Genomic DNA, 25,399 nt, shown 5'->3' on the forward strand with positions numbered 1-25,399 from the left:
ATGCAGACCCCTCCTCCGCAGACCGAGCCCACGCCGCCCACCGCCGAGGACATCGACGCCTTCAACCAGCAGCTGGGCCGGCCGCCGCGCGGCCTGCGCGCGATCGCGCACCGCTGCCCCTGCGGCAACCCCGATGTCGTCGAGACCGCCCCGCGCCTCGACGACGGCACCCCCTTCCCGACCCTGTACTACCTGACGTGCCCGCGCGCGGCCTCCGCGATCGGCACGCTGGAGGCGGAGGGCGTCATGAAGGAGATGAACGCCCGGCTCGCCGAGGACCCCGAGCTCGCCGCCGCCTACCGCGCGGCCCACGAGGACTACATCGCGCGCCGCGACGCCATCGAGGTGCTCCAGGGCTTCCCGAGCGCGGGCGGCATGCCGGACCGGGTCAAGTGCCTGCACGTGCTGGTCGCCCACTCGCTGGCGGCCGGACCCGGCGTCAACCCGCTCGGCGACGAGGCCGTCGCGATGCTCCCGGAGTGGTGGCGCAAGGGCCCGTGCGTCACGCCCTGCGCGGACGCGTGAGCCCTCCTCCCGTCTGTCACAACCTCCGCGCGCAGTACCCGAATCCGACCCCAGGAGCGTCCATGACCCGCGTCGCGGCCATCGACTGCGGCACCAACTCCATCCGTCTGCTCGTCGCGGACGCGGACCCGCACACCGGTGAACTCGCCGAGCTGGACCGGCGGATGACGATCGTCCGCCTCGGCCAGGGCGTCGACCGCACCGGCCGGCTGGCCCCCGAGGCGCTGGAGCGCACCTTCGCCGCGTGCCGCGAGTACGCGGCCGTCATCAAGGAACTCGGCGCCGAGCGCGTGCGGTTCGTGGCGACCTCGGCCTCGCGCGACGCGGAGAACCGGGACGACTTCGTGCGCGGCGTGGTCGACATCCTCGGGGTCGAGCCCGAGGTGATCAGCGGGGATCAGGAGGCGGAGTTCTCCTTCACCGGCGCGACCAAGGAGCTCGCCGGCCGCGCCGACCTCACCGGGCCGTACCTGGTGGTGGACATCGGCGGTGGCTCGACCGAGTTCGTCGTCGGCGAGGAGCACGTGCGTGCCGCGCGCAGCGTGGACATCGGCTGTGTGCGGATGACGGAGCGCCACCTCGTGGCGGACGGCGAGGTCACCGACCCGCCGACGCCCGGTCAGATCGCCGCGATACGGGCCGATGTGGAGGCCGCGCTCGACCTGGCCCAGCAGTCGGTGCCGCTGACCGGGGCGCACACCCTGGTGGGGCTGGCCGGTTCGGTCACCACGGTCGCGGCCATCGCGCTCGGCCTGCGGGAGTACGACTCCGAGGCCGTCCACCACGCGCGTGTCACCGTGGAGCAGGTCCGTGGGATCACGGCCAGGCTGCTCGCCTCCACGCACGAGGAGCGCGCCGCGATCCCGGTGCTGCACCCGGGCCGGGTGGACGTCATCGCGGCGGGGGCGCTCGTCCTGCAGTGCGTGATGGAGCGGACCGGCGCGCGGGAGGTCGTGGTGAGCGAGCACGACATTCTCGACGGAATCGGCTGGAGCATCGCCTGATACTCCAGGGGCTCCCGGGGCAGCAGGGGCGTCTGCGAGGACGCCCGCGCGGCTCCGCCGAAAAAAGTTCGTGAAATCCTTCACATGAAATTGGGGTCCGTCGGCCGCCGGGAAGGGCCGTCGGACCCCTTTTCGCGTCATCTGCGGCCCCGTGAGCCGGAAACGGTCGGGTTTCGGGCGGGTTAAAGAGACGTTTATGCCGGCCCTGGAGCAGCGGTGGTCCATCGACGGCGCATGCCACAAGGCCAGTTCAGTGGGGGTGCACAACGCGCGTACGCGGCAGGTGGTTCCCTTGCCGGGGTATGGCATGCGTCACGGGGGCCGCGCAGTGTAGCAGACGGTACCCGAGGTCTTGTGAAGGGGCTCACGAGCACCCCCTGGGGGAGTGCTGGATACTCGAAACATGAGCACCACGGAGCGTCCACGGATCCTCGTAGTAGGCGGTGGTTACGTCGGCCTGTACGCGGCGCGCCGCATCCTGAAGAAGATGCGGTACGGCGAGGCGACCGTCACGGTCGTCGACCCCCGTTCGTACATGACGTACCAGCCCTTCCTCCCCGAAGCAGCTGCCGGCAGCATCTCCCCGCGCCACGTCGTGGTGCCGCTGCGACGCGTGCTCCCCAAGGCGGAGGTACTCACCGGCCGCGTCACCACCATCGACCAGGACCGCAAGGTCGCCACGGTCGCCCCGCTCGTGGGCGAGGCGTACGAGCTGCCCTTCGACTACCTGGTGATCGCGCTCGGCGCCGTCTCCCGCACCTTCCCGATCCCCGGCCTGGCCGAGAACGGCATCGGTATGAAGGGTGTCGAGGAGGCCATCGGCCTGCGCAACCACGTCCTGGAGCAGCTCGACAAGGCCGACTCCACGACCGATGAGGAGATCCGCCGCAGGGCGCTGACCTTCGTCTTCATCGGCGGTGGCTTCGCGGGCGCGGAGACCATCGGCGAGGTCGAGGACATGGCCCGCGACGCCGCGAAGTACTACCCGAGCGTCAAGCGCGAGGACATGCGGTTCATCCTCGTCGACGCGGCCGACAAGATCCTCCCCGAGGTCGGGCCCAAGCTGGGCACCTGGGGCAAGGAGCACCTGGCGAGCCGCGGCATCGAGATCCACCTCAGCACCTCGATGGACTCCTGCGTGGACGGCCATGTGGTGCTGAAGAACGGCCTTGAGGTCGACGCCAACACCATCGTGTGGACCGCGGGCGTCAAGCCGAACCCGGCGCTGTCCCGCTTCGGTCTGCCGCTGGGCCCGCGCGGCCACGTCGACACCCTGCCGACGCTGCAGATCAAGGACATGCCGTACGCCTTCGCGGCCGGCGACAACGCCCAGGTCCCCGACCTCGTCGGGCGCGCCGCGGGCAACGAGAACGCCTGGTGCCCGCCGAACGCGCAGCACGCCCTGCGCCAGGCCAAGGTCCTCGGCGACAACGTCGTGGCCGCGATGCGCGGCTTCGAGGCCGGGCAGAAGCCGTACAAGCACGCCAACAAGGGTGCTGTGGCGGGCCTCGGCCTCCACAAGGGCGTCGCCATGATCGTCATGGGCAAGATGAAGATCAAGCTCAAGGGCCGGCTCGCCTGGTACATGCACCGTGGCTACCACGGTCTGGCCATGCCGACCTGGAACCGCAAGATCCGCATCTTCGCCGACTGGACCCTCGGCATGTTCCTCAAGCGTGAGGTCGTCTCCCTGCGTGCCATGGAGAACCCGCGCGAGGAGTTCTACGAGGCCGCCAAGCCGGCCCCGGCTCCGGCCGCCAAGGCCGAGCAGCCGAAGGCCAAGGCCTCCTGACCGCAGCCCCCGGATCCTCGTCCGGGGCACGGTACCCATACGCCGAGAGGGCGTCCGCCAATCCGTGGGGCGGGCGCCCTTTCGCGTTGTTCCCGGCGCGCGTTCGCGGCATTCGGGGGGATGTGCGCCGTATCCGGTTCCGCTGAGTTGATCTAATCTGACGGAACGGGACTACGGGCCCCGCCCTTGGTGTTCAGGTATCAGTTGAACGTTTCTCCTGACCTTGCATCACGGAGGTGTGCGACATGCCGGACGCCGCTCGACGGCTCACAGTGCTCGCTGAACAGGTGCTGGGGGCCCCGCTCCCGGTCCGCCTCCGGGCCTGGGACCGCAGCGAGTACGGTCCGCCGGGCACTCCCGTCCTGGTGATCAGGCGCCGCCGGGCCCTGCGCCGACTGCTGTTCAAGCCGGGCGAGTTGGGGCTCGCGCGCGCCTGGGTCGCGGGCGACATCGACGTCGAGGGCGATCTGTACCGGGCGCTCGACCTGCTCGCCGGAAGCCTGTGGGAGCGCGGCGAGGGCGCCGCCCGCCACTCCGGACTCACCGCCCTGCTCGCCACCGTGCGCGACCCGCGGCTGCGCGCCGCGGGCAGCGAGCTCGTCAGGCTCGCCGGGGTCGGGCTGCCGCCCCGGCCGCCGCGCGAGGAGGCCCGCAGGAGCGGCGGCCCCCTGCACACGCTGCGCCGCGACAAGCAGGCCATCAGCCACCACTACGACGTCGGCAACGCCTTCTACGAGCGCGTCCTGGGCCCCTCCATGGTCTACTCGTGCGCCTACTGGGAGAGCCCCGGGGCGACGCCCGATGCCACGTCTGATTCCGTGCCCGATGCCACGTCTGATGCCGCGCCCGAGGCCACGCTTGAGGACGCCCAGCGCGCCAAACTCGACCTGGTCTGCCGGAAGTTGGCGCTTCGTCCCGGGATGCGGCTGCTGGACGTCGGCTGCGGCTGGGGCTCGATGGTGCTGCACGCGGCCCGGGAGTACGGGGTGAGCGCCGTCGGCATCACCCTCTCCGAGGAGCAGGCCGCCTACGCTCGTAAGCGCGTCGCCGACGCGGGCCTCGCCGACCGGGTGGAGATCCGCGTCCAGGACTACCGGGAGATCGCCGACGGCCCCTTCGACGCGATCTCGTCCATCGGGATGGCCGAGCACGTGGGCGCGGTCCGCTACGGCGAGTACGCCGCCGACATGTACGGGCTCCTCAAGCCGGGCGGCCGGCTGCTCAACCACCAGATCGCCCGCCGCCCGCTGAAGGACGAGGAGGCCTACGAGGTCGACGAGTTCATCGACCGCTACGTCTTCCCCGACGGCGAGCTCGCGCCCGTGGGCCGTACGGTCGCGCAGCTGGAGGAGGCCGGCTTCGAGGTCCGCGACGTGGAGGCGCTGCGCCAGCACTACGCGCTGACCCTGCGCCGCTGGGTGGCCAACCTGGAGGCGCACTGGGACGAGGCCGTCGCCCTCACCTCGCCGGGCCGGGCCCGGGTCTGGCGGCTGTACATGGCGGCGTCCGCGCTGTCCTTCGAGCGCAACCGCATCGGCGTCAACCAGGTGCTCGCGGTCCGTACGCCTGCCTCCGGCGACTCCGGCATGCCGCTGCGCGCCCGCGACTGGCGCTGACCCCCGGCCTGCCCGTACGGGCGGACGGGAAGGGCCCCGCGACGGAGAACATCCGTCGCGGGGCCCTTCTTCGTGCAACGGCCGGGCTGTCACTCGGCCTTGATCGCGGCCAGCATGTTGAGCCGCGCCGCCCGGCGGGCCGGCCACAGCGCGGCCAGTACGCCCACCACCGCGGCCAGCAGCAGGAACAGCACCATCCGGCCCCAGGGGATCACCATCGCGTAGTCGGGCAGCAGCTTGCGGATCATGTCGCCCGGGACCCAGCCGAAGAACACCCCGAGACCGATGCCCAGGACTCCGCCGAAGAGCGAGATGAGCAGCGACTCCAGGCGCACCATGCGCTTGATGCCCTTGCGGTCCAGACCGATCGCGCGCAGCATGCCGATCTCCTGGGACCGCTCGAAGACCGACATCGCCAGGGTGTTGACGACGCCGAGCACCGCGACGACCACGGCCATGCCCAGCAGCCCGTACATCATGTTGAGGAACGTGTTGACGGCTCCGGCGATGGAGTTGGAGATGTCCTTCTTGTCCGCGATCTGGATCGCGGGGTTGTCACCGAGGGCCTTGCGCAGGCTGTCCTTGGCGGACTCGTTCGCGCCCGTCTCCGTCTTGACCAGCACGCGCGAGTCGGCGGTGAGCTCCTGGTGCGGGGCGAGGGTGCGGGTGTCGACGACGATGCCGTTGAGCAGCTCGCTGCCCTGGTAGACGCCGGAGACGGTCAGCGTGCCCTTCTTGCCGTCCTCGAAGGTGACGGGGAGGGAGGAGCCGACCTTCCAGCCGCGCTTCTTGGCGAGTTCCTTGTCGACGACGGCCTTGTCACCGGACAGGCCCGCGAAGGAACCGGACGTGAACTTCGGCTTCGCCAGCTGCTCGATGGTGCGGCCGTCGACGCCGGTCAGCGGGGTGTGGCCGTCGCCGATCCTGGCGGGGGACTCGCGCACCGGGCTGACGGCGGTCACGCCCGGGCTGCTCGCGAGCGTCTTCTCGACCTCGGGCGAGAGCGGGTTCCGGTTCGCCATGGAGACGAGGAAGTCCGCCTTCAGGGAGCTGGTCGCCAGTTTGTCGACGGCCTGCTGCATGCTGCCGGCGACCACGGTCATGCCGGTGATCAGGGTGAGGCCGATCATCAGCGCCGAGGCGGTCGCGGCGGTACGGCGCGGGTTGCGCACCGCGTTCTGCCGGGCCAGCTTGCCGGAGATGCCGAACGTGCGCAGGACGGGCTCGGCGGCGGCGATCAGCGGGCGCGACAGCAGCGGGGTGAGCACGAACACGCCGAGGACCAGCAGGGCCGCGCCCCCGGACAGCACCATCTCGTTGGCGGAGCCCGTCAGCAGGACGGCCACGCCCAGGGCCGACAGGGCCGCGCCGATGGAGTTGCGCACGACCAGGGACTTGGCGGAGGCCACCGCGTGCACGCTGCTCATCGCGGCGACGGGCGGGATCTTCGCGGCCCGCCGGGCCGGCAGCCAGGCGGCGAGCATCGTCACCAGGACGCCCACGGCGAGCGAGGTGAGGACGGTCGAGAGGGAGACGACGAGCGGGCCGTCGGGGATCGAGGCACCCATGTCGCGGACCACCGAGCGCAGCACGGCGCCGATGCCGATGCCGGCCAGCAGACCGGTGACGGCGGCGATCGCGCCGACGACGAACGCCTCGGTCAGCACCGAGCGGGTCACCTGGCGGCGGCTCGCGCCGACCGCGCGCAGCAGCGCGAGCTCCTTGGTGCGCTGGGCGACCAGCATGGAGAAGGTGTTGGCGATGATGAAGATGCCCACGAACAGCGCGATGCCGGCGAAGATCAGCAGGAACTTCTGCATGGCCTTCATGTCGTCGCTGACCATCTTGGCCTGCTCGTCGGCGAGTTGCTTGCCGGTGACGGTCTCGGTGTCGCTCGGCAGGATCTTGTCGAGCTCGGCCTTCAGCACGGTCTGCGAGGTGCCGGGGGCCGCCTTGACCGCGATCTCGTTGAACTCGCCCTGCTTGCCGTAGAACTTCTGCGCGGTGGCGGTGTCGAAGAGGGTGAGGCTGTTGCCCGCCTCGACGCTGCCGTCGTCGGAGGTGAAGATGCCGGTGAGCTTCTGGGGGAGCACCGGGCCGTCGACGGAGACGCGCACGGTGTCGCCGACCTTGTACCCGGCGCGCTCGGCGGTCTTCGCGTCGAGGGCGATCTCGCCGGCTGCGCGCGGGCCGCGGCCGTCCTTCAGCGGGTAGCGGGCGTCCTTGCCGTCGCCGCCCGGGTAGTAGTTGGCGCCGCGGGGGCTCTGGCCCTCGGACGCGAGCTTGCCGTCCTTGCCGGCGACCGCGGCGTAGCCGGCGACCGAGCCGGACGCGGAGGCGGCGCCGGGCACGGTGGCGGCCTTGTCGAGCAGCTGCTGGGAGAGCGCGGGCCGCTCGCCCGGCCTGCCGGGGCCGGCCTCGGGGTCGGCGGCGGCCCGGCCGGTGGTGTGGATGGCGACGTCGACGCCGGTGAAGCCCTTCTGCAGGCTGTTCTGCTGGGCGTTGGAGATCGTCGAGGTGAAGACCAGCGTGCCGGAGACGAAGGCCACGCCGAGCAACACGGCGAGCACCGTCATCAGCAGCCGGCCCTTGTGCGCGAGCACATTGCGCAAGGCGGTGCGGAACATGGGGTGTTGAGTCCTGGGGTTCGAGGTGCGGCGGAGGGGCGGCCCGTACGGGCGTCAGCTGGTGCGGCCCTTGGCGTCGAAGGCCTTCATGCGGTCGAGGACCGCGTCGGCGGTGGGCCCCTGCATGTCGTCGACGATGCGGCCGTCGGCGAGGAAGACGACGCGGTCGGCGTAGGAGGCGGCGACGGGGTCGTGGGTGACCATGACGACGGTCTGGCCCAGCTCGCGCACCGAGTTGCGCAGGAAGCCGAGGACCTCGGCGCCGGAGCGGGAGTCGAGGTTGCCGGTGGGCTCGTCGGCGAACATGATCTCCGGCTTGCCGGCCAGCGCGCGGGCGACGGCCACGCGCTGCTGCTGGCCTCCCGAGAGCTGGTTGGGACGGTGCTTGAGGCGGCCCGCGAGCCCCACGGTGGAGACCACGGTGTCCAGCCACTGCTGGTCCGCCTTGCGGCCCGCGATGTCCATCGGGAGGGTGATGTTCTCCAGGGCGTTGAGGGTGGGCAGCAGGTTGAACGCCTGGAAGATGAAGCCGATCTTGTCGCGGCGCAGCTGCGTGAGCTTCTTGTCGCTCAGCCCCGTCAGCTCGACGTCGCCGATCCGCGCGGAGCCGGAGGAGACCGTGTCGAGCCCGGCCATGCAGTGCATGAGCGTGGACTTGCCGGAGCCCGACGGACCCATGATCGCGGTGAACTCGGCCCGGCGGAACTCCACGGAGACCCGGTCCAGGGCGGTCACCTTGGTCTCGCCGTGGCCGTAGACCTTGGACAGCTCGGTGGCGCGGGCGGCGGCCACGGCGGTACGGGCGGCGGCGGGCTGGGCGCCGAGGGGGGAGGTGAACACGGTGGACGCTCCTGTCCGGGCGGCTTACGAGGTACGTGTTCCATCGTCCGTGCCGTCCCGGTCCGGGGAGTCAGCCCCAGCTCTGGTTCCCGTGGCAGACCTCGGGCGGACCCCGCCCGCCCGCCGTCCTCCTTTGGTATGACGCCGATCCCCGGGGCGAAGGCAGCGAGATTGCGACAATTCACTGCCACGGTGCGGGTACGGGCGTGAACGGGGGGTATCGGCCCGTGGCATGTGCCTTTGGCGTCGCCCCTGTGCTGATGGACCCTCAGTTGCCAATAAAATAAGACAACCTCGTGTACTCGTTCCGCTGTTTGGGGGGTCTGCGCGGGCTAGGCTCGTGATGCTCTCCACGCGCGGGAGGCCGTGTGGGTTTCCCCCTGCGCGCCCTGCTCCGCGCCCTGCTCCGAGAGCCCTGCCCGGATGGTGGAATGCAGACACGGCGAGCTTAAACCTCGCTGGCCCTTCGGGCCGTGCCGGTTCAAGTCCGGCTCCGGGCACTCCCGCGATCTCTCGCGTCAAGAGTCCGCTACGAGTGCGGCACAGCTCCCCCCGCGCGGGTCCCCGGAGGTATAGGACGGGCGCAGCGGGTCATGGTGGACGTAAGAGATCGTCCCAAAGCACGAGAGATTTCTTTTGCCTACCCATTACTCTTGGTCGCAAGGCCGCGCAGGGTGGCCATGGAGGAGTGAGATGAGGAGCAGCAACCCGGTCTTCTCGCGACGGTTCCGCGACAACGGCTACGCGGGCTTCAACGCGCCGCCGCAGGCCGGGACCGCGGCCCCGGGCAACCCGTACGCGAATCCGTACGCGGGCGACCCGTACGCCGAGCCGGCCAACCCCTACGCGCAGGGCGGGCTTCAGACGGGCTATCCGCAGGCCCCCGCGCAGACCCGGATGACGATGGACGACGTCGTCAGCCGCACCGCGATCACGCTGGGCCTGGTCGTCGTCGCCGCCGGCGCGGCCTGGGCGCTCAAGCTGCCCGTCGGCCTCGGCTTCGGCGCCGCGGTCGTGGCGATGGTCCTGGGTCTGATCCAGTCGTTCAAGGAGCGGCCGTCCCCGGCGCTGATCCTGGCCTACGCGGTCTTCGAGGGCCTGTTCCTCGGCGTGATCAGCAAGGCGTACAACACCATCGCGCAGGGCGCCCCGATGCAGGCGGTGCTCGGCACCATCTGTGTCTTCGTCGGTGTGCTGGTGGCCTACCGCACCCGGCTGATCCGGGTCGACCGCCGCTTCTACCGCTTCGTGACGGCGGCGGCCATCGGCTTCGTCCTGCTGATGGTGGCGAACATGCTGTTCGCGGCCTTCGGCGGCGGCCACGGCCTCGGCTTCCGCACGGGCGGTCTGGGCATCGTCTTCGGCATCATCGGCGTGCTGCTGGGTGCCGCGTTCCTCGCCATGGACTTCAAGTCGATCGAGGACGGCGTCCGTTACGGGGCGCCGCGCGAGGCGTCCTGGATGGCCGCCTTCGGTCTGACGATGTCCCTGGTGTGGATCTACCTGGAGCTGCTGCGTCTGGTGCAGCTGTTGACGAACAACGACTAGCGGGGGTCCGGCCCGGTGCCGGACCTGTCGTGACGAGGGGCCCGGGAGCCCGCCTCACAGGGCGGGCCCCCGGGCCCCTCGCCGTACAGCCGTACGTTCGCGCCGTGGTGCCGGGGGAGACAGGCCGCTACCGGAGCTTGCGCGCGGCCCGCCGCAGGTCGTACTCGTGGACGATCGCCTTGGCGTGGCCGTATGCGAGGTTGTGCTCTCCGCGCAGCCAGCTGACCTTCTCCTCGAAGCGGAAGAGGGCGGGTCCTTCCTCGACCGTGCGCAGCCATTCGGCGATGTCACGGCCCGTGCAGTGGGGGATCCGGGAGAGCAGGTTCCGGTGGGTCTCGTCGGAGAAGACGTGGGACATCGGCGCCTCCGGACGCGTCGGATGAGGTCCTTCCTGTCACCGTGCCCGAGTGTTCATGCGTTGGCAACAGTCCGTCGGTGGCGCATAGGCTCGCGGTGTGGATGATGTGAGGCCTCTTCTGGACGCGGTGGACAGCTTCGCCGACCGGCTGCGCGCACTGCCGCAGTCCCGGCTGAACCGTGGGGCGGCGGCGGAAGCGCTGGCGCTGGCCCGCGAGTTGGCGGCATGGGCGCAGCGTGTCGAGGAACCGGGTGCCGAGCCCCGGCGGATGCCGGAGGCGGGCATGTTCGCCGCCGCGGACCAAGTGGCCGTCGCGGGCCACGATTTGGTGGAGGCCCTGCGCGTCCACGGCGCTCCGGGGCGGCCCGGGGTGGCCGAGGCCGTGGCCATGGTGCAGGCGGCCGCCGAGCGGTGCGGGCTGTAGCGGCCGCTCCGCGGCGGGCCGCCGCGCTGCCGGGCGCCCGGCAACGCGCGTACTACAGCGAAGCGATCACGCGGTCGGCCAGGACGTAGACGTTCTCCGTACGGCAGCCGAAGGTCAGCGAGTACGCGCCGGAGACGCCGGAGCCGCCCAGCAGTACCGGCTCCTCGCCGGCGCGCAGGGCCTCCGCGAGCCGTTCGGCGGTCTCCCGGTGGCCGGGCGTCATGCACAGGGTCGTGCCGTCGGCGAAGACGTAGACGTCGAGGGTGCCGAGCGGGCCGGGGCGCACATCGGTGAGCGGGATGCGGTGGTCGGTCAGCTCGGCGAGCCGCTCGGCCGTGCTCTCCTGGTCCTCGACCGGGGACGCGGGCGCGAAGTCCGGGTGCGAGGGGTGGCGGCGGCGCGCGGCGGCCAGCTCCGGGGAGTCCGCGGCCTCGGCCTCGGTCAGCGGCGGCTCCAGCCCGGCGAAGTCGGCCTGCCGGGGCAGGTACGGGCCGGCGTACGGGTTCTCGTGCGCCCAGTCGTCGGCGGGGCCGGGCAGCCCGCCCAGCAGGGAGGGCGCGTCGGCGGCGCCGGTGCCGCGCTCCTCCTGCGCGGCCCAGAAGGCCCGGGCCTCGGCCAGTTCCCGCTCGCGCTCCTCGGCGAGCGCGTCCGCGACGGCCGCCCGTATCCCGTCGAGGTCGGCGCCCGCGGCGGGGTCCGTCCGCGCGGCGGGCACCGCGGGCGCCTCCTGGCGCTCCGCGGCGGCGGCCGCGAGGTCCGCGCGCAGGGCGGAGATCTGCTTGCGCAGGCCGCGAGTGCTGTACAGGGCGGCGGTGCCCGCGGCCGTGGCGGTGGCAGCGGCCAGCAGCAGGGCAAGGGACATGGCGCTCACTGACATACTCCCGGTTGGTGGATCCCCCAGATTCCCCCTGATTCCTACCTCAGCTTCGTGGGCTCCGGTGCGCACCCACAGTGCAAAACGTCATGAAGCGGGCGGGACTTAAGCCCCTGAGGTTGCCCCTTCAAGGGACTGACCTGCGAAAACGTTGAGCCCCCAGGAGATTGGTCACATCCTGGGGGCGATTCGGTCACGTTCTGGCAAGGTCGGCGACGGATGCTGCGGGCAGTTGCCAGTGGCCGCCCGCCAAACGGACCGTGGGGCTCAGCTCAATACCTGAGCCCGATGCCTGGGGTCGATGCGTCAGCTCAGCCGCTCGTGCTGTTGGTCGCGCTGAGCTTCGCCTTCGCTGCGGGCAGGTGCCGCCTTCGCCACGCGGCGGAGCCGCATATCGAACAGGCCAGGCGACCCCTACCCTCCGCTGCGGCTCAGCTCAGCCGCTCGATGATCATCGCCATGCCCTGGCCGCCGCCCACGCACATCGTCTCCAGGCCGAACTGCTTGTCGTGCCACTGCAGCGAGTTGATGAGCGTGCCGGTGATGCGGGCGCCCGTCATGCCGAAGGGGTGGCCGACCGCGATCGCGCCGCCGTTGACGTTGAGGCGGTCGATGTCGATGCCCAGCGCCCGGTAGGAGGGGATGACCTGGGCCGCGAACGCCTCGTTGATCTCGACCAGATCGATGTCGCCGATGCTCATCCCGGCCCGCTTCAGCGCCTGCTTGCTGGCCTCGACCGGGCCGAAGCCCATGATCTCGGGGGACAGCGCGGAGACGCCGGTGGAGACGATCCGGGCGAGCGGGGTCAGGCCCAGCTCGCGCGCCTTGGTGTCGGACATGATCACCAGGGCGGCGGCGCCGTCGTTGAGGGGGCAGCAGTTGCCGGGGGTGATCAGCCCGTCGGGCCGGAAGGACGGCTTCAGCCCACGCACGCCCTCCATGGTCACGCCCTTGCGCGGGCCGTCGTCCGCGCTGACGACCGTGCCGTCCGGGGTGGTGACCGGGGTGATCTCGCGCTCCCAGAAACCGGCCTTGATGGCCTCCTCGGCGAGGTTCTGCGAGCGGACGCCGAACTCGTCCATCTCCTCACGGGTGATGCCCTTGAGCCGGGCGAGGTTCTCGGCGGTCTGCCCCATCGCGATGTACGGGTCCGGAACGAGCCCGTCCTCGCGCGGGTCGTGCCACCCTCCCCCAGCTACCGCTGGGGGTGCCCCCACGCCGTGCTCGGCACGTGCGGCGGTACGGGCCTCCGCCTCCGCGAAGAGCGGGTTGTGGGTGCCGGGCTGGCCGTCGGAGGAGCCGTTGACCGACCGCGAGACCGTCTCCACGCCCGCCGAGACGAACACGTCGCCCTCGCCGGCCTTGATCGCGTGCATCGCCATCCGGGAGGTCTGCAGCGAGGAGGAGCAGTAGCGGGTGATGGTGCAGCCGGGCAGGTGGTCCATGCCCATCTGCACGGCCACGATGCGGCCGAGGTTGTGCCCCTGCTCGCCGCCGGGCAGACCGCAGCCGAGCATCAGGTCGTCGATCTCGCGCGGGTCGAGCTGAGGGATCTTCGCGAGCGCCGCCTGGATGATCGTCGCGGTCAGGTCGTCGGCCCGCATGTCCTTCAGCGAGCCCTTGAAGGCGCGCCCGATGGGGGAGCGGGCGGCAGATACGATCACGGCTTCCGGCATGACGGCTCCTGGCGTTGAGGCGTGACGGGCGCAAAGCGGTTGACCCGCTCGGAAGTTACCCGTCCGTAGCGTCCGGGTCACGGGGTGTCGGCTGTGATGCGGGCCTCTTTTCCTGGGGTTCCCTGGATCGTCCTCGGCTTCTCCCGGGGTGGTTCCCAGTGTCGCGCGCACCCGGCGTCCCGCGAGCCGTCCTCAGGTCTCCTTTCCCACGCGGGGCTGCGCCTGCCGCGCCACCGCGCTGTTCGGCTCCTGGGGCAGGCGGCGGCGCTTGCGGTGCTTGAGCAGGGCCCAGCGGCCCCGGGCGCCGGTGACCTCGGTGCCGCCCTCGGCCGCGGCCTCGGCGGCGGCGCGGGCGACGGGGAGGATGCCCTCGCGCCGGGCCGCGTCGGGACGCTCCTCCTCCCGCGGCCACAGTCCGAGGGCCGCGCACAGCGTCGGCAGGACGGCCATGGCGGCGGTCGCGTAACCCTCGGCGGAGGGGTGGTAGTTGTCCGGGCCGAACAGCTCGCGCGGGTTCGCCTCGAACTCGGGGCCCAGCAGATCTCCCAGCGAGACCGTACGGCCCCCGGCCTCCAGGACGCCGATGGTCTGGGCGGCCGCGAGCTGGCGGCTGCGCCGCCGGGCCAGCCAGCGCAGCGGCTGGTAGACCGGCTCGATCGTGCCGAGGTCGGGGCAGGTGCCGACGACGACCTCGCTGCCGGCCTCGGCCAGCCGGCGCACCGCGTCGGACAGCAGCCGCACCGAGCGCGCGGGCGGCATCCCGTGCGTGACGTCATTGGCCCCGATCATGATCACGCACACGTCGGGGACGCGGTCCGGGCCGCCGAGGAGGAGGCAGACCTGCCGGTCGAGGTCGTGCGACTGGGCGCCGGAGAGGGCTACGTTGCGCAGCTCCACGGGCCGTTCGGCGACCGCCGCGAGGCCGGTGGCCAGCAGGGCACCCGGGGTCTGGCCGCGCCGGTGCACACCGAGCCCGGCGGCGGTGGAGTCGCCGAGGACGCCCAGCAGCAGCGGCTCGTCGTCCGGGCCGTGCGCGAAGGACGAGCCGTAACGGCCGTCGGCGTGCGGCGGATCGGTGTGCAGGCCGCCGACGACCCGCCGGGCCAGCCGCACCTCGGTGAGCAGCACGCCGGCCAGTGCCCCGCCGAGCAGACCGATGCCCCCGCCTCCGTAGGCCGCGGCGGCGGCGATGCGCCGGGCGACTCTGGCCCTCGACATGGACATGGGTGCGGACCTCCTCGCGCTGCCGGCCGGGCTTCGGCTTCTACCGCTCCACGTGCCCCTCGCGCCACGGATCCACGCCCCGGGGCCCCGGCTCCATCATGTCCGCGCGGGCCCGCCGGGGTGCGCCCGCGCACGTCCCGTCGCGTGGCGCGTGCCGTGGCGCCCTGAAGCAGTGTGGCGCTTGCCTCACCCACGGCGTTCCGGCCGGGATTGGCCGCATTCGAGGTATCTCGTTCTCTTGGATGCGCAATAGGCTTTGCTTATGGGCACGCGACGAACCGCTAGTGCCCCCGACCGCGGAGATCACGGTGCAGTATCACGATTCGATGATTGAGCTCGTAGGCAACACCCCGCTCGTGAAGCTCAACAGTGTGACCGAGGGCATTCAGGCCACTGTCCTGGCCAAGGTCGAGTACTTCAACCCGGGCGGCTCGGTCAAGGACCGTATCGCCCTGCGGATGATCGAGGCGGCGGAGAAGTCCGGCGAGCTCAAGCCGGGTGGCACCATCGTCGAGCCGACCTCCGGCAACACCGGTGTGGGGCTGGCGATCGTGGCCCAGCAGAAGGGCTACAAGTGCGTCTTCGTCTGCCCGGACAAGGTCTCCACCGACAAGATCAACGTGCTGCGCGCGTACGGCGCCGAGGTCGTCGTCTGCCCGACGGCCGTCGACCCGGAGCACCCCGACTCCTACTACAACGTCTCCGACCGCCTGGTGCGCGAGACGCCCAACGCCTGGAAGCCGGACCAGTACAGCAACCCCAACAACCCGCTGTCGCACTACCACTCCACGGGTCCGGAGCTGTGGGAGCAGACCGACGGGAAGATCACCCACTTCGTCGCGGGTGTCGGCACCGGCGGCACGATCAGCGGCACCGGCCGCTATCTGAAGGAAGCCAGCGAGGGCCGGGTCCGGGTCGTCGGCGCCGACCCGGAGGGCTCGGTCTACAGCGGCGGCTCGGGCCGCCCGTACCTGATCGAGGGCGTGGGCGAGGACTTCTGGCCCACGGCCTACGACCGCACCGTCGCGGACGAGATCGTCGCGGTCTCCGACAAGGACGCCTTCCAGATGACGCGGCGCCTGGCCAAGGAGGAGGGCCTGCTGGTCGGCGGCTCCTGCGGGATGGCGGTCGTGGCGGCGCTGCGCGTGGCCGAGCGGCTCGGCCCGGACGACGTGGTCGTGGTGCTGCTGCCGGACAGCGGCCGCGGCTACCTCAGCAAGATCTTCAACGACGAGTGGATGGCGGACTACGGCTTCCTGGAGGAGGCGGGTCCGGCCGCGCGCGTCGGTGACGTGCTGCGGCGCAAGGACGGCGGCCTGCCCTCGCTGGTGCACATGCACCCCGAGGAGACGGTCGGCGAGGCCATCGAGGTGCTCCGTGAGTACGGCGTCTCGCAGATGCCCATCGTCAAGCCGGGCGCGGGGCACCCCGATGTGATGGCCGCCGAGGTCGTCGGCTCCGTCGTCGAACGCGAGCTGCTGGACGCCCTGTTCACCCAGCGCGCCACGCTCGCCGACCCGCTGGAGCAGCACATGTGCCCGCCGCTGCCGCAGGTCGGCTCCGGTGAGCCGGTCGCGGACCTGATGGCGGTCCTCGGCGAGGCCGACGCCGCGATCGTGCTCGTCGAGGGCAAGCCCACCGGTGTGGTGAGCCGTCAGGACCTGCTGGCCTTCCTCGCGGAGAACTCCGGCAAGACCAACGGCGCCAAGTGAGCGCGGACCGGCGTCAGGTGAACGTCAGGGGCACGTCCGTCCCGTAAAGGGTACGTATGCGTCACGTGCCCGCAGCACGCACTTAACAACGGTCCGGCATATTGGGGGTCGTCGGTACGGACCTCGGTGCGCACCGGCACCCCCACGAACGGCGGCGGGACATCCGGAGCGGCTCCCGGAATCCAGGCCGTCCGGACGCGGCTCCCACCGGTCCTGACCCGGTGCCGCGTCCCCGCGGGGACCGCCGTCGTCCCGACCCCGGCCGCACGGCCGGGGTGCGGCGGCCCCCGCGCACTTCCCCCTCCCCCGAGGGGCTCACTCCCAACGGGACTCCGGCTTGCGGCGGTTGGCCCACGGCACGACGCCCGCGGCGTGCACCGCGTTGACCGCGACGATGCCCGCCCACGTCACCAGCAGCCCGGACAGCTGCGCGTTGACGGCGGCGATCGCGGACAGCGGCACCGCCAGCACCAGGGTGACCGCGGCGAAGCCGAAGCGCTCGCCGAACGTCCCCGTGCCGGGGCCCGCCCCGCGCGCCGCCGCCATCCGCTCCTCGGCGAGCCGCCGGCGCACCTTCCGCGCGATCACCTCGTCCAGCTTGTCGTCGACCTGCTCCAAAAAGCCCTCGGCCAGCGCCGGTTCGTACTCCGTACCGAGCTCGGCACGGGTGGCGAGCGTCGCGTCGAGCTCCTTGCGCAGCTCGGTGCGCAGCCGGGGTCCGGCGGCGCCGTTCGGGTCGGGTTCTCGGGCTGTCATACCGGGGACGGTACGGTCCTTTCCGGCCCCGTGTCGCTGGGGCTGGCACCCGTATCCGTACGGGGGCAGGCCCCGGCCGCCCCGTGGAAGGAGCAGTCCGTGCACGCACCGCACCACCCCCTGCTGCCGTCGCTCACCGCGCCCGACGGCACCGACCGGCCGGACGCCCTCACCGTCGCCGGACGCGACTGTTCGCGCGAGCAACTGCTGGGTGCCGCAGGCGCGGTGGCGGCACGGATCACCGGCGCGCCCTGCGTGGCCGTCCACGCGAGCGCGAGCCTGGAGACGGTCGTCGCCGTGGTGGGCGGGCTGCTGGCCGGGGTGCCCGTGGTGCCGCTGCCGCCGGACGCCGGCCCGCTGGAGCGGGACCACATCCTGCGCGACTCGGGCGCCGCGCTCGTCCTGGGCGAGCGCGGGGACGGCGGTCTGCCCGTGGACATACGGCAGCGCGCCGACTGGTCGGCACCCGAACCCGACGGACAGGCCACAGCGTTGCTGCTGTACACCTCCGGCACCACCGGCGCCCCCAAGGGCGTGATGATCCCGCGCGCCGCCGTCGCCGCCTGCCTGGACGGGCTCGCGGACGCCTGGCACTGGACGGCCGAGGACACGCTCGCGCACGGGCTGCCGCTGTTCCACGTGCACGGCCTGGTGCTCGGCGTGCTGGGCGCGCTGCGCACCGGCTGCCGGCTGGTCCACACCGGGCGGCCGACCCCCCAGGCGTACGCGGCGGCGGGCGGCAGCCTGTACTTCGGGGTGCCCACCGTGTGGTCCCGGATCGTCGCCGAACCCTCCGCCGCCCGCGCGCTGAGCGGCGCCCGGCTGCTGGTCTCCGGCAGTGCCGCGCTGCCCGCGCCGGTCTTCCGGGGGCTTGAGGAACTGACCGGGCAGCGGCCCGTCGAGCGGTACGGCATGACCGAGACCCTGATCACCGTCTCGGCCCGCGCGGACGGCGAGCGCAGGCCGGGGACGGTGGGCACGCCGCTGCCGGGTGTGCGTACGCGAATCGCACAGGAAGCGGGCGGCATCGGCGAGTTGGAGGTGTCGGGTCCCACGCTGTTCACCGGCTATCTGGGCCGGCCGCAGGCGACGGCCGCCGCGCACACGGCCGACGGCTGGTTCCGCACCGGCGACATCGCGGCCGTCGAGGCGGACGGCACGCACCGCATCGTCGGCCGCGCCTCCACCGACCTGATCAAGTCCGGCGGCTACCGGATCGGCGCGGGCGAGGTGGAGAACGCGCTCCTGGACCACCCGGCCGTCGCGGAGGCCGCCGTCGTCGGGGTGTCGCACGACGACCTCGGGCAGGAGATCGTCGCCTATGTCGTGGCCGAGGGGGTGAGCGAGCGGGCGCTGATCGACTTCGTCGCGGAGCGGCTGTCGGCGCACAAGCGGCCCCGGCGCGTCCGCTTCCTCGACGCGCTGCCGCGCAACGCGATGGGCAAACCGCAGAAGCGGCTGCTGCCTCCGGTGTGAGCCCCCGGGGTCGTGGTGGCCGGGCCGTCCCGCGCGCGGACCGTCGCCCCTGCCTGCATAATTTCATGCAGGCGTGGCAGCGGGTGAATGGCGCAACCCGGAGCTGTCGGCCGCCCACCGCCCACGACGACCATGGAGGAGCCGATGACCGAGCGCAGCGAGGGGCTCGCATGACCGACACCGGGGGCGAACCGGAGGCCGTCGCGCGGCTGCACAAGCTCTTCGAGGGACACCGCCTCACACCCACCCAGCGCCGCATCGCGCAGTGCATGGTGCGCCGCGCCGCCGAGGCACCCTTCCTCTCCAGCGTCGAGCTCGCCGACCTCGCGGGCGTCAGCCAGCCGTCGGTGACCCGCTTCGCCGTCGCCCTCGGCTTCGACGGCTACCCGGCGCTGCGCCGGCACCTGCGGGAGGTGGTGCCGGTACCGGCCGCGCCCGGCGAGGGCTCGTACAACGGCTACCAGCAGGCGGTCCAGGCCGAGATCGACAATCTGCGCCACCTGTCCTCGCTGCTCGCCGACCCCGAGCCCGTCACCCGGGCCGGCCGGCTGCTCGCCGCCTCCCGCCCGCTGCCCGTGCTCGGGCTGCGCGCGGCCGCCGCCCAGGCCGCCGGTTTCAGCTACTTCGCGCGCAAGGTCCACCCGGACGTGCGGCTGCTGGACGAGGGCGGCACGCTGCTCGACGACCGTATCGACGCGGCCGTACGGGCCGGCGCGAGCGCGCTGTTGTGCTTCGCGCTGCCCCGGCACCCGCGCGAGGTCGTCGACGCGCTGCACTACGCGCGCAGTGCCGGGCTGACGGTCGTCACCGTCGCGGACTCCACCTTCGCGCCCGTGGCCCGCCACAGCGACCTGCTGCTGCCCGCCGCCGTCGGCACCGGGCTCGCCTTCGACACCGCCTGCGCGCCGATGCTGCTGGGGCGGATGCTGCTGGAAGCCATGTGCGACGCCCTGCCCGACGCCCAGGCGCGGCTTGAGGAGTTCGACGCGAAGGCGGCGGCGCGGGGCCTGTTCGTGGAGTGAGCTTCTCTCAGACCGCCCTCAGAATCCTTGGCTACCCTGCCGCGTGACACACGCGGAGTCCCGGGTTCCGGACGGCCCGGGCGAGAAGGAAGCGAAGGAGGTCCGCCGTGGGGCGCGGGAACAGTGCGCTGGCCCGGGTGGCGGTGATCGTCAGGGCACCGGCCGGCTGGCTGTGGTGGCTCGGGGTACTGAGCGCGGGCATCGGACTGCTGGTACCGGGGCTCACCGGACGGCGCATCGGCGTCCTCGGCGGGGCCGCCCTCTTCGTCCTCGTCGGCGCCGTGGTCTTCGCGGCACGCCGCCGCCGGTACGAGCGACTGGCGCGCGGCGCCTCCCGGGCCGGCCGCGCCGTCTTCCTCCAGGACCGCGCCGTCACCGTACGCAACTGGCGCCGCTCCAGGCGCTGGTGGCTCCTCCTCGCCTTCCTCACCGCCATCGGCTCCTCCTTCGCCGCCCCGGCCACCCTCGGCCTCGCACTCGCGGGCGCGGGAGCGGGACTGTGGGCGAAGGCCATGTGGCTGGGCGGCCTGGAGCGCCGCAGTGAGGCGCTGCTGTGGATCCGCACGGAGTGGGCGACGGGGTCGCCCGCGGCTTCGGGCGTGCGGGGGTATCTGACGACGGGGGTGGGGGCGGGGGATGCGGGTGCGGGGGGCGGGAGGCGCTGAGTTCTCCCAGTCGGGGCTCCGCCCCGGTTACGGGAAGCCCGAGACCTCCCCTGGGGAGACCGTGCCCAGCCGCCAAAGGATCAGCCCGGTCCCGTCCTTCACCGCCTCCACGCGAGCCGTGAACGGCCGGCCCGCCGGAATGTCGAACCGATCCGCCTGGCGGTCACCGCAACCGACGTCGTACGTCTGCTCCTTGCCACCACGCGACAGCGTGAGCGCGGCTTCCTCAATGCCGACGGCGTCACACGTGATGTCGAGCCGGTACGGCCTGTCGCCCGGTGCCGCGAACTCCTGCTCCAACCCGCTCGCGATGAACGCGGTGCCGCTGTCCACGGATTCGGGTCCGGCTCCCTCGCCTGCGGCGGCATCCAGCGCACGCTCGGCACGCCGCAAGGCGGTCTTCGGATTCCACTCGCGCCCGGCATCGTCACCCGGCTCCGCCGCGCCGCCGGAACAGCCGCCGAGCAGGGCGGCCGTGGCGGTGCAGAGCAGAAGGGTGTGGCGTATGCGCATGGGCCCACCGTAAGGGATACGCCAATGCGGCTTACCTCAGCATTGCATTCGTACGCCGCACTTCTCCGTAATTCCCAACTAACGGGTGAGAAGCAGGACTTATTGCCCGAGCAGCGGCTAGTCTGCGGAGCGGCGCACCTCGTGCGCCCCCTTCCAAGGAGGAGACCCGATACGTCGGGCTCCCGCTCGGGGGAGTCCGATCGTGGGCTTCCTCCGGAGCGGCCACCGGTCCATGGCCGCGCTGTATGGAAGGGGGGCGTCCATGGGACGCCACCGGAAGATGACCCGCCCCGAACGCGCGGTGGCGGCGACCCGTGACTTTTGCCGACGGATCGCCGCAGTGCTCCGCGAGTTCTTCAAGTGGCTCATCGGAAGGTGACCGGCTCCGGCGGTGACCGGCAGTCCTCCGCAGAACTGAGGACTCCCGGTCGGTAACCGTCTGACCCGGTCAGGCCCTCATCCCGCTGCCGCTTGGACCCGGCCGGGGTGGGGGCCACTCTTACATGCATGGGACGCCGTCCCGGTCACCACCATAGCGCGCGGTGCGGGCCGGAGGCAGGCGGAACCCGCCCTCGGGCGACACAGCGGACGGCCGTGATCCGCCTGCGGTCACGCCCTCCCCCTGCGCAACACCCCCCACCCCACCAACAGCAGCACAACCCAGATCCCCATCACATACAACGCCACCCGCGTCTCGGAACCCCACGCGATCAGCACGGTCACGAACGCGAAGAAGGCCAGCACGAGCACGTTCGTCCAGGGCGCCCCCGGCAACCGGTAGCCCGAGGACTTCGCGGTGCCCGCCGCGACCGCCTTCCGGTACCGCAGGTGCGTCACGACGATCACGCTCCACACCAGGATCGCCCCGCCCGTCGACACCGACGTGATGTACGCGAACGCGTGGTCCGGATCGAGGGCGTTGACGACGACGCCCACTGCCATCACGACCGCCGACACCAGCAGCGCCCCCGACGGCACCCCGCGCCCGGAAAGCCGGCTCAATCGCTTCGGGGCATGGCCGTTGACCGAAGCGGTACGCAGCATGCGGGCCGTGGAATACAGGCCGCCCGCGTTGCAGGAGGACAACGCGGCGGTCAGGACGATGAAGTTGACGATCCCGGCACCGGCCGGGACGCCGATCTTCGCGAAGGCGGCGACGAACGGGCTGACGCCCGGATGGAATTCGGCCCAGCTGACGACGGACAGGATCACGATCAGCGTGCCGATGTAGAAGAGTCCGAAGCGCAGGGGCAGGCTGTTGATGGCGCGCGGAATGTTCTTCTGCGGGTCCTGGGCCTCTCCCGCCGTGACGCCGACCAATTCCACGCCCAGGTAGGCGAAGAGGACGATTTGAAGCGTCATCAAGGAGTCGTGGACGCCGTTCGGCGCGATGCCGCCGTCCTTCCACAGGTGGGTCACGGACGCCGTGTCCCCGACGTCACCGAAGCCGATGACCAGCACCCCGACGCCCACCAGGATCATGCCGACGATCGCCACGACCTTGACGAGCGCGAACCAGAACTCCAGCTCGCCGAAAGCCTTCACCGAAATCATGTTGACGGCCAGCAGCACGACCAGCGAGACCAGGGCTGTCTGCCACTGTTCCACGCCCGGGAACCAGTACTTCACGTACTGGCCCGCCGCCGTGATCTCCGCCATGCCGGTCGTGACCCACATGATCCAGTACGTCCACGCGGTGGCGTAGCCCCAGAACGGGCCGAGGAATTCCCGAGCGTACTCCGCGAAACTGCCGGAAACCGGGCGGTGGGTGAGGAGTTCGCCCAACGCGCGCATGACGAGGAAGAGGACGGCACCGGCGAGCGCGTACCAGATGATGAGGCTCGGCCCGGCCTGGGATATGGCGGTGCCCGCGCCCAGGAACAGGCCGGTGCCGATCGTGCCGCCGATGGCGATCATCTGGATCTGCCGGGTGCCGAGTCCGCGCTGGTAACCCTCCGGAGAGCCTCCGCCCTCCCCGGAGGCCGCGGACACGGCACCGGCCGGCTTCGTCCCCCCGCCTGTCGTCGGTGGCTGCATACGAAAACCCCTTCTCTGCGACGGATCCTGTGCGGATCTTGGGGTCGTGACCCTATCGGGGGCGGACGGGGAATGTCCGTGAGGTTTCTCCCGCGTTCGCGGCGGTCCCGGCGCCCGGCACCGGGCATCGGACATTCGGCCACCGGCACCCCGCATCCGCTACGCCGGCACCCGCTCCGTCGCGTCCAGCAGGCCCGCCAACGACTCCCGCGCCGCGCTGAGTTCGGCGATCCTGCCGTCCAGCCCCGCCAGTTGGTCCCGCAGGTGCACGGCCACGCACGGGTCGAAGTCCGCGCCGCTCACCCCTCGTACGCACGGCAGGATGCCGCGGATGACCCTGGTCGGCAGTCCGGCCGCCAGCAGGAGGCGGATGCGGCGCACCACTTCCGGGGCGTCCGGCTCGTAACGGCGGTGCCCGCCCGCGAGGCGGTACGGGGTGAGCAAGCCCTGCTCCTCGTAGTAGCGCAGCAGCCGGACGCTCACCCCCGTCTCGCGCGCCAGCTCGCCGATCCTCAACTGCTCCCCCATGCGGTCCCCCATGTGATCCCCCTCATACAGGCGTTCGCGGACTTGAAGCTCACACCGGTGTGAGCTTCTAGCGTGCCGATCATGACGAACACGACCCGCTCCGCACCGCATTCCCTCCCCCTCACCCACGCCCTCGGCGGCGACCTGCCCGTACGCCGCCTCGGCTACGGCGCGATGCGCCTGGCCGAGGTCCCGGACCCGGCGGCCGGACCGATGGAGGTCCCGATCTGGCGGGCGCCCGCCGACCGCGACGCGGCGATCGCCGTACTGCGCAGGGCGGTCGAGCTGGGCATCGACTTCTTCGACACGGCGGACGCCTACGCGCTCGGCGACAACGAGGAACTGGTCGCCGAGGCCCTGCGGCCCTTCCGGGGCGAGGTGACCGTGGCCACCAAGGTGGGCGTCGTACGGCCGGGCCCCTTCGAGTGGGTCACCCACGGGCACCCCGCCTATCTGCGGCAGCAGGCCGAACTGAGCCTGCGGCGGCTGCGCACGGAGCGCATCGACCTGCTGTACCTGCACCGGATCGACCCGGAGTACCCGCTGGCCGACCAGGTCGGGGCGCTCAGGCAGCTGCGGGACGAGGGGAAGGTGCGGCACATCGGGCTGTCCGAGGTGAGCGTGGCGCAGCTGCGCGAGGCCGAGGAGATCGTGCCGGTCGCGGCCGTACAGAACGAGTACAACCTGGCCAAGCGCGACCACGAGGACGTGGTCGACCACACCGCGGGGCGCGGCATCGCGTTCGTGCCGTACTTTCCCGTCGCGGTCGGCGCGCACGCCGCGCCCGGCGGTCCGCTGGCGGCCGTGGCCGCGGAGCTGGGCGCGACGCCGGCGCAGACGGCGCTGGCCTGGCTGCTGCACCGCTCGCCGACGGCCGTGCCGATCCCCGGCACGCGGTCCGTCGCGCACCTGGAGGAGAACGCCGCGGCGCTCGACCTGCGGCTGTCCGACGAGCAGTTCGCCACGCTGGACCGGCTGGCCGGTCAGCAGCAGGCGTAGCCCGCCCCGTCACACGACGCGCTCGCCCGCCCGCCACACCGCCGACACCAGCGGTACGCCCGGCCGGTACGCGAGATGGACGTGCGAGGGGGCGTCCAGGAGGAGGAGATCGGCGCGCGCGCCGGGGGACACGCGGCCCACGTCCGTACGGCGCAGGGCCGCCGCCCCGCCCGCCGTCGCGGACCAGACGGCCTCGTCGGGGGTCATGCCCATGTCCCGGACGGCGAGCGCGATGCAGAACGGCACCGAACTCGTGAAGGACGAACCGGGGTTGCAGTCGGTGGACAACGCGACGGTGACGCCCGCGTCGAGGAGGCGGCGCGCGTCGGGCCAGGGGGCGCGGGTGGAGAACTCCGCGCCGGGGAGCAGGGTCGCGACGGTGTCGCCGCTCGCGAGGGCGTCGACGTCGGCGTCCGTCAGGTGCGTGCAGTGGTCGGCGGACGCGGCGCCGAGTTCCACGGCGAGCTGGACGCCGGGGCCGTGCGAGAGCTGGTTGGCGTGCACGCGCGGGGTCAGTCCGCGGGCGGCACCGGCGGCGAGGACCGTACGGGCCTGGTCGCCGTCGAAGGCGCCGCGCTCGCAGAAGACGTCGACCCAGCGCGCGTACGGGGCGCAGGTGTCGAGCATCGGGCCGGTGACGAGGTCGACGTAGGCGGCCGGGTCGTCGGCGTAGTCGGGGGAGACGATGTGCGCGCCGAGGTAGGTGACCTCCTCGGTGCGGGCGGCGGCGATGCGCAGGGCCCGCGCCTCGTCCTCGACGGTCAGGCCGTAGCCGGACTTGGTCTCCATGGTCGTGGTGCCCTGGCGCAGGGCCTCGTCCAGGTAGCGGACGAGGTTGGCCTCCAGCTCCGCGTCGCTCGCGGCGCGCGTCGCGGCGACGGTGGTGCGGATGCCGCCCGCCCGGTAACTCTGCCCGGACATCCGGGCGTTGAACTCGGCGGTGCGGTCGCCCGCGAAGACCAGGTGGGAGTGGGAGTCGACGAAGCCGGGGAGGGCGGCCCGGCCGCCCGCGTCGACCCGGTTGTCAGTGGCGGGTGCTTTGCTGGACTCGCCGGCCCAGACGACGCGGTCGCCGTCGATGACGACCGCCGCGTCCTGGACGACGCCGAGGGGGCCCGCGCCCAGGGAGGGGGTGTTCGTGACGAGGCTGCTGATGTTCGTGATGACCGTCGTCTTCGCCATG

Annotated in this window: 22 protein-coding genes and 1 tRNA gene; 12 read left to right on the top strand and 11 right to left on the bottom strand. The window is 72.0% G+C overall.

The genetic code is table 11. The features are described from left to right. The 4 genes from ACFP1Z_RS18390 (at position 1) to ACFP1Z_RS18405 (ending at position 4,937) form a co-directional block, all read left to right on the top strand. Positions 1-525, top strand: a complete 525-nt coding sequence (locus ACFP1Z_RS18390) for a DUF501 domain-containing protein (RefSeq protein WP_390317504.1) — start codon at positions 1-3, stop codon at positions 523-525. A gap of 62 nt (positions 526-587) precedes the next feature. After that, the gene (locus tag ACFP1Z_RS18395; RefSeq protein WP_390317505.1) at positions 588-1,529 is read left to right on the top strand and encodes a Ppx/GppA phosphatase family protein; all 942 of its coding nucleotides are present in this window, start codon (positions 588-590) and stop codon (positions 1,527-1,529) included. A 403-nt stretch (positions 1,530-1,932) separates the two neighbouring features. Continuing rightward, the gene (locus tag ACFP1Z_RS18400; protein ID WP_390317506.1) at positions 1,933-3,321 is read left to right on the top strand and encodes an NAD(P)/FAD-dependent oxidoreductase; all 1,389 of its coding nucleotides are present in this window, start codon (positions 1,933-1,935) and stop codon (positions 3,319-3,321) included. A 245-nt stretch (positions 3,322-3,566) separates the two neighbouring features. Beyond that, the gene (locus ACFP1Z_RS18405; RefSeq protein ID WP_390317507.1) at positions 3,567-4,937 is read left to right on the top strand and encodes a class I SAM-dependent methyltransferase; all 1,371 of its coding nucleotides are present in this window, start codon (positions 3,567-3,569) and stop codon (positions 4,935-4,937) included. Positions 4,938-5,026: 89 nt separating this feature from the next. Here the strand turns inward: ACFP1Z_RS18405 and ACFP1Z_RS18410 are convergent, their stop codons facing one another. Together ACFP1Z_RS18410 and ACFP1Z_RS18415 are read right to left on the bottom strand one after the other, a co-directional pair. Next, on the bottom strand, positions 5,027-7,564 hold the full coding sequence (locus ACFP1Z_RS18410; RefSeq protein WP_390317508.1) for an ABC transporter permease: 2,538 nt from the start codon (positions 7,562-7,564) through the stop codon (positions 5,027-5,029). A 54-nt stretch (positions 7,565-7,618) separates the two neighbouring features. After that, positions 7,619-8,404, bottom strand: coding sequence for an ABC transporter ATP-binding protein (locus ACFP1Z_RS18415; protein WP_390317509.1), 786 nt, complete (start codon positions 8,402-8,404; stop codon positions 7,619-7,621). A gap of 417 nt (positions 8,405-8,821) precedes the next feature. Between ACFP1Z_RS18415 and ACFP1Z_RS18420 the strand changes: the two genes are divergently transcribed. Next, a tRNA-Leu gene (locus tag ACFP1Z_RS18420) sits at positions 8,822-8,904 on the top strand. Between the two features lie 193 nt (positions 8,905-9,097). After that, a complete protein-coding gene (locus ACFP1Z_RS18425; RefSeq protein ID WP_390317510.1) occupies positions 9,098-9,952 on the top strand; it encodes a Bax inhibitor-1/YccA family protein in 855 nt (284 codons plus the stop codon). A gap of 127 nt (positions 9,953-10,079) precedes the next feature. Here ACFP1Z_RS18425 and ACFP1Z_RS18430 read toward each other — a convergent pair whose 3' ends face one another. Continuing rightward, positions 10,080-10,310, bottom strand: coding sequence for a DUF4287 domain-containing protein (locus ACFP1Z_RS18430; RefSeq protein WP_390317511.1), 231 nt, complete (start codon positions 10,308-10,310; stop codon positions 10,080-10,082). A 97-nt stretch (positions 10,311-10,407) separates the two neighbouring features. On the opposite strand from ACFP1Z_RS18430, the gene ACFP1Z_RS18435 reads away from it, so the two are divergent. Continuing rightward, positions 10,408-10,734, top strand: a complete 327-nt coding sequence (locus tag ACFP1Z_RS18435; protein ID WP_390317512.1) for a hypothetical protein — start codon at positions 10,408-10,410, stop codon at positions 10,732-10,734. A 52-nt stretch (positions 10,735-10,786) separates the two neighbouring features. On the opposite strand, the gene ACFP1Z_RS18440 is transcribed toward ACFP1Z_RS18435, so the two are convergent. From ACFP1Z_RS18440 to ACFP1Z_RS18450, 3 genes are all read right to left on the bottom strand, one after another. Next, positions 10,787-11,605: a hypothetical protein gene (locus ACFP1Z_RS18440; RefSeq protein ID WP_390317513.1), complete on the bottom strand. Its 819-nt coding sequence runs from the start codon at positions 11,603-11,605 to the stop codon at positions 10,787-10,789. A gap of 434 nt (positions 11,606-12,039) precedes the next feature. Then, complete coding sequence (locus tag ACFP1Z_RS18445; RefSeq protein ID WP_390317514.1) at positions 12,040-13,284, bottom strand: acetyl-CoA C-acetyltransferase; 1,245 nt, start codon at positions 13,282-13,284, stop codon at positions 12,040-12,042. Between the two features lie 192 nt (positions 13,285-13,476). Further along, entirely contained in the window at positions 13,477-14,508 is a 1,032-nt protein-coding gene (locus ACFP1Z_RS18450) for an SGNH/GDSL hydrolase family protein (RefSeq protein ID WP_390317515.1), read from the bottom strand. Between the two features lie 308 nt (positions 14,509-14,816). On the opposite strand from ACFP1Z_RS18450, the gene ACFP1Z_RS18455 reads away from it, so the two are divergent. Beyond that, positions 14,817-16,220, top strand: a complete 1,404-nt coding sequence (locus ACFP1Z_RS18455) for a cystathionine beta-synthase (protein ID WP_390317516.1) — start codon at positions 14,817-14,819, stop codon at positions 16,218-16,220. Positions 16,221-16,535: 315 nt separating this feature from the next. Here ACFP1Z_RS18455 and ACFP1Z_RS18460 read toward each other — a convergent pair whose 3' ends face one another. Continuing rightward, complete coding sequence (locus ACFP1Z_RS18460; protein WP_390317517.1) at positions 16,536-16,976, bottom strand: hypothetical protein; 441 nt, start codon at positions 16,974-16,976, stop codon at positions 16,536-16,538. A 99-nt stretch (positions 16,977-17,075) separates the two neighbouring features. Between ACFP1Z_RS18460 and ACFP1Z_RS18465 the strand changes: the two genes are divergently transcribed. The 3 genes from ACFP1Z_RS18465 to ACFP1Z_RS18475 all read left to right on the top strand — a co-directional run bounded on the left by ACFP1Z_RS18465 (position 17,076) and on the right by ACFP1Z_RS18475 (position 20,139). Continuing rightward, on the top strand, positions 17,076-18,452 hold the full coding sequence (locus ACFP1Z_RS18465; RefSeq protein WP_390317518.1) for an acyl-CoA synthetase: 1,377 nt from the start codon (positions 17,076-17,078) through the stop codon (positions 18,450-18,452). 170 nt (positions 18,453-18,622) lie between these two features. Further along, on the top strand, positions 18,623-19,474 hold the full coding sequence (locus ACFP1Z_RS18470; protein ID WP_390317519.1) for a MurR/RpiR family transcriptional regulator: 852 nt from the start codon (positions 18,623-18,625) through the stop codon (positions 19,472-19,474). 107 nt (positions 19,475-19,581) lie between these two features. Further along, complete coding sequence (locus ACFP1Z_RS18475; RefSeq protein WP_390317520.1) at positions 19,582-20,139, top strand: hypothetical protein; 558 nt, start codon at positions 19,582-19,584, stop codon at positions 20,137-20,139. A gap of 27 nt (positions 20,140-20,166) precedes the next feature. Here ACFP1Z_RS18475 and ACFP1Z_RS18480 read toward each other — a convergent pair whose 3' ends face one another. From ACFP1Z_RS18480 to ACFP1Z_RS18490, 3 genes are all read right to left on the bottom strand, one after another. Further along, complete coding sequence (locus ACFP1Z_RS18480; RefSeq protein WP_390317521.1) at positions 20,167-20,652, bottom strand: hypothetical protein; 486 nt, start codon at positions 20,650-20,652, stop codon at positions 20,167-20,169. A gap of 609 nt (positions 20,653-21,261) precedes the next feature. Further along, positions 21,262-22,689, bottom strand: a complete 1,428-nt coding sequence (locus tag ACFP1Z_RS18485) for an amino acid permease (protein WP_390317523.1) — start codon at positions 22,687-22,689, stop codon at positions 21,262-21,264. A gap of 159 nt (positions 22,690-22,848) precedes the next feature. Next, positions 22,849-23,229: a MerR family transcriptional regulator gene (locus ACFP1Z_RS18490; RefSeq protein WP_390317524.1), complete on the bottom strand. Its 381-nt coding sequence runs from the start codon at positions 23,227-23,229 to the stop codon at positions 22,849-22,851. A 69-nt stretch (positions 23,230-23,298) separates the two neighbouring features. On the opposite strand from ACFP1Z_RS18490, the gene ACFP1Z_RS18495 reads away from it, so the two are divergent. After that, positions 23,299-24,216 (top strand): aldo/keto reductase, encoded by a 918-nt coding sequence (locus ACFP1Z_RS18495; protein ID WP_390317525.1) that lies wholly within the window; start codon positions 23,299-23,301, stop codon positions 24,214-24,216. 9 nt (positions 24,217-24,225) lie between these two features. Here ACFP1Z_RS18495 and hutI read toward each other — a convergent pair whose 3' ends face one another. Beyond that, positions 24,226-25,398: an imidazolonepropionase gene (gene hutI, locus ACFP1Z_RS18500; protein WP_390317526.1), complete on the bottom strand. Its 1,173-nt coding sequence runs from the start codon at positions 25,396-25,398 to the stop codon at positions 24,226-24,228. Between the last annotated feature and the right edge of the window lies 1 nt (position 25,399).

Source organism: Streptomyces gamaensis (assembly GCF_042656465.1).
Classification (GTDB): domain Bacteria; phylum Actinomycetota; class Actinomycetes; order Streptomycetales; family Streptomycetaceae; genus Streptomyces; species Streptomyces gamaensis.